Consider the following 9,396-nt stretch of genomic DNA (forward strand, 5'->3'; position numbering starts at 1 on the left):
GTCGCCCTGCCCGGCTCCGTGTCCCGGCTTCGTGGTCCGGTGCCGCGGGCTTGGCGTCGTGGTCCGGTGCCCTGGACCCGGCGCCGCGGTCCGGCGTCGTAGCCTCCGTCTGTCCGCCTGTCCGCCTGTCCGCCTGTCCGCCCGTCCGCTACGCCCGACCACGCGCTACGCCGTGGGACGCCCCATCGCGCGGAACGTCCAGCCCGCCTTCCGCCACAGGGCCGGGTCGAGGGCGTTGCGTCCGTCCAGGACCACCCGGGCGCGTACGGCCTCGCCGAGTGCCGCCGGGTCCAGTTCGCGGAACTCACGCCACTCCGTCAGGTGCAGGACGACATCGGCGCCGCGCACGGCCTCCATGGCGGTGTCGGCGTAGCCCAGCGTCGGGAACAGCCGTAGCGCGTTGGGCATGCCCTTCGGGTCGTACACCGTGACCTGGCCGCCCTGGAGGTGGATCTGGCCGGCGACGTTCAGTGCGGGGGAGTCGCGCACGTCGTCGGAGTCCGGCTTGAAGGCCGCGCCGAGGACGGCTACCCGCTTGCCCAGGAAGGACCCGCCGCCGAGCGCCTCGCGCGCCATCTCGACCATCTGTCCGCGCCGCCGCATGTTGATGGAGTCGATCTCGCGCAGGAAGGTCAGCGCCTGGTCGGCGCCCAGTTCACCGGCGCGCGCCATGAACGCCCGGATGTCCTTGGGCAGGCAGCCCCCGCCGAAGCCGATCCCGGCCCGCAGGAACTTCTTCCCGATCCGCTCGTCGTGCCCGATCGCCTCGGCCAGCTTCACGACGTCGCCGTCCGCCGCCTCGCACACCTCGGCCATCGCGTTGATGAAGGAGATCTTCGTGGCGAGGAAGGAGTTCGCGGCCGTCTTCACCAGCTCGGCGGTCGGGAAGTCCGTCACCACGAACGGCGACCCGGCCCCGACCGGCCCGGCGTACACCTCGCGCAGCAGCTTCTCGGACCGCTCGCTCCGGACGCCGACCACGATCCGGTCCGGGTGGAGCGTGTCCTGGACGGCGAAGCCCTCCCGCAGGAACTCCGGGTTCCAGGCCAGCTCGGCGTCCGCGCCGACGGGCGCGTGCGCGGCGAGGTACGCGGCCAGCCGGTCCGCCGAACCGACCGGCACGGTGGACTTGCCGACGACGAGCGCGGGACGGGTGAGGTGCGGGGCGAGCAGCTCGAAGGCCCGGTCGACGTACGACATGTCGCAGGCGTACTCGCCGTGCTTCTGCGGGGTGTTCGTGCACATGAAGTGGACGTCGCCGAACTCCGCGATCTCCGCCCAGTCCATGGTGAAGCGCAGCCGCCCGGTGGAACCCTCGATCCCGGCCACATGCTTGCGCAGCAGCTCCTCGAGCCCCGGTTCGTACATCGGGACCTCACCCCGCTGGAGCATCGCGATCTTCTCCGGAACGACGTCGAGCCCCAGCACCTCGAAGCCCAGTTCGGCCATGGCCGCGGCGTGCGTGGCGCCCAGGTAGCCGGTGCCGATCACGGTGATCTTGAGGGCCATGAATGCTCCAGAAGGGGGACGGGGGCGATGCGCGCCCGAGCATAGTCGGACGTCACAGCGGGCAACTTTCCCCCTGTCGCCAAGCTCACGTATCCCTCCCGTGGGCGGGCCCCTAAAATTTGGGTTACTTAACGGTAATTAGCACTGTGATCACAGCGTCCTTGGAGCGTGAGAGACCTTGGCCGGATCGGCTGACTTCGACCTGTACCGCCCGTCAGAGGAGCACGACATGCTCCGCGACGCGATCCGCTCACTGGCCGAGGCGAAGATCGCGCCGTACGCCGCAGCGGTGGACGAGGAGTCCCGCTTCCCGCAGGAGGCGCTCGACGCCCTCGTCGCGAACGACCTGCACGCCGTCCACGTCCCCGAGGAGTACGGCGGCACCGGCGCGGACGCCCTGGCCACGGTGATCGTGATCGAGGAGGTGGCCCGCGTGTGTGCCAGCTCCTCCCTCATCCCGGCGGTGAACAAGCTGGGCTCGCTCCCGGTGATCCTCTCGGGCTCCGAGGACCTGAAGAAGCGGTACATGACCCCGCTCGCCAAGGGCGACGCGATGTTCTCGTACGCCCTCTCCGAGCCGGACGCGGGCTCGGACGCGGCCGGCATGAAGACGAAGGCGGTCCGCGACGGCGACCACTACGTCCTCAACGGCGTGAAGCGCTGGATCACGAACGCGGGCGTCTCCGAGTACTACACGGTGATGGCGGTGACCGACCCCGAGAAGCGCAGCAAGGGCATCTCGGCCTTCGTCGTCGAGAAGTCCGACGAGGGTGTCTCCTTCGGCGCCCCGGAGAAGAAGCTCGGCATCAAGGGCTCCCCGACCCGCGAGGTCTACCTCGACAACGTCCGCATCCCCGCCGACCGCATGATCGGCGCCGAGGGCACCGGCTTCGCCACGGCGATGAAGACCCTGGACCACACCCGCATCACCATCGCGGCCCAGGCTCTCGGCATCGCCCAGGGCGCCCTCGACTACGCCAAGGGCTACGTCAAGGAGCGCAAGCAGTTCGGCAAGCCGATCGCCGACTTCCAGGGCATCCAGTTCATGCTCGCCGACATGGCCATGAAGATCGAGGCCGCCCGCCAGCTGACCTACGCGGCGGCGGCCAAGTCCCAGCGTGGCGACAAGGACCTCACCTTCCAGGGCGCGGCGGCCAAGTGCTTCGCCTCGGACGTGGCGATGGAGGTCACCGTCGACGCGGTCCAGCTCCTCGGCGGCTACGGCTACACCCGCGACTACCCGGTGGAGCGCATGATGCGCGACGCGAAGATCACGCAGATATACGAAGGAACGAACCAGGTTCAGCGCATCGTGATGGCGCGCAACCTGCCGTAAGAGGTCGAGCGCAAGGGGCGTCCCTCGGGGCGCCCCTCTTCCGTCCGTGTGAGAAACGCGGAACATGGCATGAGTTGTGTTTCATGTTCTATGCTTCTGTGTGTGTCCGGGGGCCACCCGGCACATGGTGGCTGCTGTGTGTCGCGCTATGTTCGGCTGGTGACCAGCGAACGTGGAGACGCCGAACTGCCTGAGGGATGGCGCGTGGACGGAGACCTACTCGTCCATGAGGCCGAGTTGCACGGCTGGAGGTTGACTGTGGTGAGTGTTCTGGGCGCGCCATGGGACGGCCCTTCCAGCCTTCGTATCGATCCTCCCGCCGACCTGGACGCGGTAGCGGGGACGGACGGCATCACGGCGGAACTCATGCGATCGATCTCCATGGCGGAGATCCGCAGGACGACGAAGGAACTTCGCGCGCGACTGGGCTACGCGATCGATGGGGCCCGGTCCGGTGTCGTACTCGACAGGGTCGAGACCGAGCAGGACTACGCCCTGATGTCCCGCGAGTATGTGCGGCTGGTGGAGCAGGGGTACCGGAGTCCGATCACGCGGCTGGCGACGGCGTGGGGGATGAGCCGTAACACCATCAGCGGCCGTATTCGGCGGGCGCGCGCCATGGGTTTCCTCGACGGGCCGCCAGGTAAGCCCGCTGATCGCCTGACGGCCAAGTCCAGGCGATGTCTGGAGAGGGAAGAACATGAGCCGAGCCGAGACCGGTCGGATCGGGAGTGAGCCGCTCGTTGTGGTCTTCGAGCGATGGGCTACGACGCGTGGATTGGAAAACAGCAGCGTCAAGCAGTACCGGTCGATCCTGAGTCGAAGCGTCGTACCGTTCTTCGGGGCGCGGATCATCGGCGCACTCGTGCCGGCTGACATCGAGGAATGGGTCACATGGATGACCCACACACGAAAGTACAAACCGTCCACGACGAGGTTCCGCTTCAACATCCTCATGTCGGTTTTCGCTTGGGCGACGGAATGTGGGTTGGCCAACAGCAACCCCTGCAAAGGCGTCGACCTCCCTGTCAGCCGGGCACGAACACACCGAGACCAGCGCGCCGAAGTCCACGTCCCCAGCGCGGAAGTTGTGCACGCTGCCATCGGGGCGGCACCGGAGCGTTATCGCGGCATGTTCTGGCTCATGGCCGGGTGCGGCTTGCGTCTCGGTGAGGCCATGGGGATCGGGCGAGACCGGATCCACTTCGGCGGCAGGACACTCACAGTCGACCGGCAGGTCGCCTGTGACGGGGATACCGGATCGGGCAAGTACGGCAGCATGCGGCTTCGTCACGTCAAGTGGCGGGAGGAGGGCGACAGAGGGCGGGATGTTCCGCTGCCTGACGTAGTGGCCCTGGCTGTGCGCCGGCATCTCAACCAGTACGAGACCTGGGGTCCTGAAGAACTCCTGTTCAGTAACGTCACTCGCACCGGCTTGCTGTATCCGTACTACTGGTACGCCAGGATCTGGAAGCCCGCCTTGGCCGCCGCCGGCATCCCCTATTTCAAACCGCACAGTTTCCGACACTTCTATGCCGCGTCCCTGTTGTCGCAGGGCGTGCCGGTGACCGAGGTCTCCGCGTGGCTCGGCCACTCATCCGTCAGTTTCACGGAGCGGTACTACGGGGACCTCATGCCGGATGCTCCGGATCGTGCCCGGCTGGCGATGGACGGCGCCCTTGGGCTTGTCCGCCGGGAGGATAGCGCTGGCTCGATGCGTGGGTTGTTCGGCGTGGCCTGACAGGTGTGAGCGCCCTGACCGTATTCAGCACTGGCCGGGGACTCAATGACGACGCGGACGTCTGACCGATTGGCATATCGGTAACCGACCCCTCGGTTTGCTATCGGGCGAGACGAGTTGGCCCTGCCGCACGTTGCGTTGGTGGCGTGCGGCAGGGCCTGAGAGCCTGTCGTCAGCTGTCGGAGGTGGTGACCTTCTCGTGGCGTCCACCTCCAGTGAGACATACAAGGGCGCGGGTCGACTGGAGCTCAGCGCAGAGTACGCCGAGGGCGGACCGACGTTGCTGGTCCGGAGGGTCGAGGCTGATCCCCTACCGCCTCATGAATTAGTTATCCTGCCAAAGTTCAATTCCGCAGTCCCATATCTTCCCGGTACTACTCTCACCAATGCAGGCCTTGTAGTAAACGGTTACATTTTCAGGTATGTTGGATTGGTCATCTTCGCAAGTATTTGCACCCTTAGTGTCCCACACCGTCTTAGAGCCGCCGCTCCAGCGGAATTTCCCGACGCCCGAATGGCCATCCTTGGCATCGTCGCAGACTCTCTTGGTGTCGAATGAATCAAAGAACTGGGCTTCGGACCAGCCGTTCGCGCTATAGACTGCATCTCCCGGCTCGGCGGATGCTGGGGCGGCCAGAAGCGTTCCAGTAAAGGCGATTGCGATTCCTGACACGGTAGCAGCCGATCGGAGACTCCTTGCATATTTCATATTTCTTCAGGCCTTTCGGGTTGGGTTTCTTTGGGGATTCCGAAGATCCTTCCATTTGCTACTTGTTCATGTCAAGCGCTTAATTTATTCAGAAAGGGAGAAGATGGGTGAAATTATGACATTCGACAGGTAAGTCCATTGACCCTAAATCGGGATAGATGTGTATGCAAAGGAGATTCTGGCTACTTCGTGAGCATGTCAGCCTGAGGCGAAGTGACTTCTCGGCTTGGTGGCGAACCAGGTAATTCGGCTCACTGTGTGGAGAGCAGGATAAATACTCCTGCCGCAGTCAGGATCAAGAAGGAAAATGTAAACATCAGACGCTTGCGTATCGTCCTATGCTTTGCGGCCGCCCGCCACGCGCGGTCTGCGTCCAAGGGGTGGTTATTATCCTTTATGGGCCACTCGTCGAGGGATGCGCGTATCAAATGATCAAGCCGCATTGCCATGTTTGCCAGCCTCCTTTTCGGCGCGAGCGTGATTTAGTCACGCGGTAAGAATGTTCTTTCTGTCCGTGCGCTTTTGCGTTGTCGGCAGGGGCCTGTGTGAGTGAACCCCATTGTCAAGGTTCGTGTTATCGCCCCCTTTGATTCCAGTTATTGTAGCCGCGCCTTTGGCGAGGAAATCCCGGCCGTCGACGGTTGCGCACATTTGGTCCAATCGGCGCAAATCGATCTCTCAATTACCTGAAAGTGTGACCTTCTCGTCGTTCTGCAACTCATTCACCAGAGTCTTCACCTTCGCCTTGTCCCAGACGAGGTTGCCGCCGGTGGAGCCGGAGATCGGCATGTTCATGGAGGTGCCGTCGCCGCCGTTGACGCCCTTCATCGCCCAGAACATGGACGCCAGGTCCCAGAGCGACATGTCCTTGTCGACGCTCAGCGAGTCCAGGCCAGCGCCGAGGGTCGGGTAGAGCTTGAATGGGTTGAGGAGCGTCGACGGTGTAGCCACCTGGTGGGCCAGAGCCGATAGGAACTTCTGCTGGTTCTTCGTGCGCTGGAGGTCGGACGCAGCGAACGCGTGCCTGGTACGGACGAAGGCCAGCGCCTGGTCGCCGTTCAGCTTCTGCTTGCCGGCCTTGAAGTCTGCGCCCGAGTACGAGTCCTTGAAGCCTTTGTCGATGTCGATCGTGACGCCGCCGACCGCGTCCACGATGTTCGCGAAGCCTGAGAAGCCGATCTCCACGTAGTGGTCGATGTGTAGACCGGTGTTGTACTCGATCGTGCGGACCAGGAGCGTCGGCCCATCGATGGCGTAGGCCGCATTGAGCTTGTTCGTGCCCAGCGGGCCTTTAATTTTGCCGGACTCAGAGCCGAGAAACGTCGGAATCGTGACGTTAGAGTCCCTGGGTAGTGAGATCAGTGTGTCGCCGTTGTCTCCGACATGCAGGATCATCATCGAGTCCGTGCGCTGCCCCGGAGCCGAACCTGTGTGCAGCTTCTTCTTCTCCTCGGCGGACATGTTCTTACGACTATCGGACCCGACGATCAGGTAGTTCGTGCCGTCGCCGCCCGCCGGCCGGTCGATCACCTTCGACAGGTCGACGTCGCGGTTCAGCTTGGAGTCGGCCCAGAAGTAGGTGCCGATGGTGGTCGCGACCAGCACGGTGACCACGGTGATCGCGGTCCACTTGATACGGCGGCGCCAGTTCGGCGCGCGCCGCGGGCCGCGCCCGTCGTCCGGGCCCTCGGGTCCGACCGGTCCGCCACCGCCGTAGACCTGGCCGGTGTTGTAGCCGTCGTACCCGTTGTTGTCGTAGCCGCCCTGGCCGTAGCCGTTCTGGCCCTCGTCGTAGCCCTGGCCGCCCGTGTACGACGGCTGCGGCGGGACTCCGGCGCCGTACGGCGGGGCTTGCGGGCCGCGTCGTACCTGGCGCATCACACGTGCGCTCTCCGGCTGTGCGTTCGCGCTACCGCGTCCGTACTCGTTGCCGCGGTTGCCGCCGGACCATCCCTCGGGCCAATCGTTCATGGGGCCCAGTGTGCAGGTTGCGACCATGCCCAATACAAGGGTCGTAGGAAAATCAGGGCACTGCTGTTGCGAAGCCAACACAAAGTCCGCAGATGTCCACCCCGGCATAGGGTGGCGTCCATGACAGACCTGCCGGGCAAGCCGACGTCCGCCTCCCGGACCACCCTCAGCCACATCATGACGAACGCCGACACGAACCTGCTCGGGACCGTGCACGGCGGTGTGATCATGAAGCTGGTCGACGACGCGGCGGGCGCCGTGGCCGGGCGGCACAGCGGCGGACCGGCCGTCACCGCGTCGATGGACGAGATGGCGTTCCTGGAACCGGTCCGCGTCGGCGACCTCGTCCATGTGAAGGCTCAGGTCAACTGGACCGGGCGGAGCTCCATGGAGGTCGGCGTACGGGTCCTGGCCGAGCGGTGGAACGAGTCGACCCCGGCCACCCAGGTCGGCTCGGCGTATCTCGTCTTCGCCGCCGTCGACGCCGACGGCAAGCCCCGCGCGGTGCCCCCGGTCCTCCCGGAGACCGAGCGCGACGAGCGCCGCTACCAGGAGGCCCAGATCCGCCGCACCCACCGCCTGGCCCGCCGCCGCGCCATCATGGATCTGCGCGCGAAGCGGGCGGCGGAGGGCCTGGACGACTGAGACCCGTCCGCCGGCGCTGTTACAAACACCCCACCTCGTCACGAACCACCCGGTTCGCTACGAACACCCCACCTCGTCCCCGGTCACCACCCCGAACTCGCCCTGCTGCACATCCGTCGCCCGCACCCGCGTGACCTGCTTGAAGTCGCTCCCGGCGATCACCTTCAGCACCGGCCCCTGGCCCTTCACCGCCCGCAGCTCGCTCCCCGGCAGCGCCGCCGCGAGCGACTTCGCGGACCGGTCCCAGCGGGGGTCGTAGACCACGACCGTCCGTCGTACGGCGTGGTCGGCGGCGCTCACCGGCAGGTGCGTCGTGCGGAAGCCGGTCGCCGCGAGGGCCGCGTCCACGCGCTTGCCGAGACCGCCGGTCGCCGTGCCGTTCTCCACCTGGACCCGGATCTGCTGCGGGGCCACGTCCACCTTCACGGCGTTCGCGCGCGGCGCCCGGTGCACGGTCAGCGGCTGGTCGTCGCGCAGGGCCTGGAAGAGCTTCGCCGCCTTCGGCCCGTCCCACTTCAGGGTGGAGCCGATGCCCTTCACGACGTATCCCATCTGCCCGATCGGCACGGTCGTGAACTCGGAGGACGAGGGCGAGAAGGTGCGCATCGCCCGCCCCAGGTCGAGGAGTTCGTCGGTGCCGAAGCCCTTGTCCGCGCGGACCGAGCCGAGGACCGCGCGCGTCACGTCACGGAACTTCAGCGGGTTCAGCAGCACCCCGGAGGAGGTGGCCTGGTCGATCAGCGCCGCCAGGAAACGCTGCTGGCGCTTCATCCGGCCGAGGTCGGAGGCGCCGTCGACGTGCCGCGAGCGGACGTACTGGAGGGCCTGACCGCCCATCAGCGTGTGCGATCCGGCGGGGAGATCGAGACCCGTGTACGAGTCCTTGAGCGGCTCGGCGGTGCAGATCTTCACGCCGCCCAGGACGTCGACCGTCTTCATGAAGCTGGTGAAGTCGACCTCCAGGTAGTGGTCGATCTTCACGTGCGTCATGCTCTCGACGGTCCGCACGGTGAGGTTGGGGCCGCCCTCCGCGTACGCCGCGTTGAGCTTGATCGGGTGCGGGCCGTGGTGCTCGCCGGTGGTCTGATCGACGTGCGGGGGCGTCTCGGCGTAGGAGTCGCGCGGGAGGCTGACCACGCTGGCCCGCTCCCGGTCCTCCGAGATGTGCACGATCATGATCGTGTCGGTGCAGTGGCAGGGCGCGCCGCCGAGGTGGTACTTGTGCCGCTCCTGCTCGGTGATCTTGTCGCGGCCGTCGGTACCGACGAGCAGGACGTTCATGCCGTGGCCCGCGCGCGGGCGGTTCTTCATGTCCTTGAAGGGGTCGACGCGGGCGATGTCCGCGTCCAGGCTGGTGACCACCGCGTGCCCGATCCCGGCGGACGCGAGCACCACCACGGACAGCGTCGTCGCCGCCCGCATGGCCCCCCGTACGGCCGAAGAAGCCGCGCTGGGCCATGCGGGCGGCGACGACGCTGTCCGTGG

General features: G+C 66.0%; 8 protein-coding genes. 4 read left to right on the forward strand and 4 right to left on the reverse strand.

From position 1 onward, the window contains the following. Window positions 1-165: 165 nt before the first annotated feature. A complete protein-coding gene (locus JHN63_RS20840; RefSeq protein WP_200682621.1) occupies window positions 166-1,509 on the reverse strand; it encodes a UDP-glucose/GDP-mannose dehydrogenase family protein in 1,344 nt (447 codons plus the stop codon). A 178-nt stretch (window positions 1,510-1,687) separates the two neighbouring features. Here JHN63_RS20840 and JHN63_RS20845 point away from each other — a divergent pair, with 178 nt between their 5' ends. The 3 genes from JHN63_RS20845 to JHN63_RS20855 all read left to right on the forward strand — a co-directional run bounded on the left by JHN63_RS20845 (window position 1,688) and on the right by JHN63_RS20855 (window position 4,586). Beyond that, window positions 1,688-2,845, forward strand: a complete 1,158-nt coding sequence (locus tag JHN63_RS20845; RefSeq protein ID WP_267953789.1) for an acyl-CoA dehydrogenase — start codon at window positions 1,688-1,690, stop codon at window positions 2,843-2,845. 159 nt (window positions 2,846-3,004) lie between these two features. Further along, entirely contained in the window at window positions 3,005-3,580 is a 576-nt protein-coding gene (locus tag JHN63_RS20850) for a hypothetical protein (RefSeq protein WP_200682623.1), read from the forward strand. Between the two features lie 43 nt (window positions 3,581-3,623). Continuing rightward, window positions 3,624-4,586, forward strand: a complete 963-nt coding sequence (locus tag JHN63_RS20855) for a site-specific integrase (RefSeq protein WP_200682624.1) — start codon at window positions 3,624-3,626, stop codon at window positions 4,584-4,586. Window positions 4,587-4,911: 325 nt separating this feature from the next. On the opposite strand, the gene JHN63_RS20860 is transcribed toward JHN63_RS20855, so the two are convergent. Together JHN63_RS20860 and JHN63_RS20865 are read right to left on the reverse strand one after the other, a co-directional pair. After that, window positions 4,912-5,259 carry a hypothetical protein gene (locus JHN63_RS20860; protein WP_200682625.1) on the reverse strand — a complete coding sequence of 116 codons (348 nt, stop codon included), beginning with the start codon at window positions 5,257-5,259 and terminating at the stop codon, window positions 4,912-4,914. 714 nt (window positions 5,260-5,973) lie between these two features. Next, window positions 5,974-7,266, reverse strand: a complete 1,293-nt coding sequence (locus tag JHN63_RS20865; protein WP_200682626.1) for an LCP family protein — start codon at window positions 7,264-7,266, stop codon at window positions 5,974-5,976. 120 nt (window positions 7,267-7,386) lie between these two features. Between JHN63_RS20865 and JHN63_RS20870 the strand changes: the two genes are divergently transcribed. After that, window positions 7,387-7,911, forward strand: a complete 525-nt coding sequence (locus JHN63_RS20870) for an acyl-CoA thioesterase (RefSeq protein WP_200682627.1) — start codon at window positions 7,387-7,389, stop codon at window positions 7,909-7,911. 57 nt (window positions 7,912-7,968) lie between these two features. On the opposite strand, the gene JHN63_RS20875 is transcribed toward JHN63_RS20870, so the two are convergent. Continuing rightward, window positions 7,969-9,333 carry an LCP family protein gene (locus JHN63_RS20875; RefSeq protein WP_200682628.1) on the reverse strand — a complete coding sequence of 455 codons (1,365 nt, stop codon included), beginning with the start codon at window positions 9,331-9,333 and terminating at the stop codon, window positions 7,969-7,971. Window positions 9,334-9,396: the final 63 nt, after the last annotated feature.

Source organism: Streptomyces sp. MBT65 (assembly GCF_016612545.1).
Classification (GTDB): Bacteria; Actinomycetota; Actinomycetes; order Streptomycetales; family Streptomycetaceae; genus Streptomyces.

Excerpts from the sequence above, each read along its gene's own strand:
- JHN63_RS20875 (WP_200682628.1), bottom strand. The coding sequence starts at position 9,333 with ATGCGGGCGGCGACGACGCTGTCCGTGGTGGTGCTCGCGTCCGCCGGG.
- JHN63_RS20865 (WP_200682626.1), bottom strand. The coding sequence starts at position 7,266 with ATGAACGATTGGCCCGAGGGATGGTCCGGCGGCAACCGCGGCAACGAG.
- JHN63_RS20840 (WP_200682621.1), bottom strand. The coding sequence starts at position 1,509 with ATGGCCCTCAAGATCACCGTGATCGGCACCGGCTACCTGGGCGCCACG.
- JHN63_RS20870 (WP_200682627.1), top strand. The coding sequence starts at position 7,387 with ATGACAGACCTGCCGGGCAAGCCGACGTCCGCCTCCCGGACCACCCTC.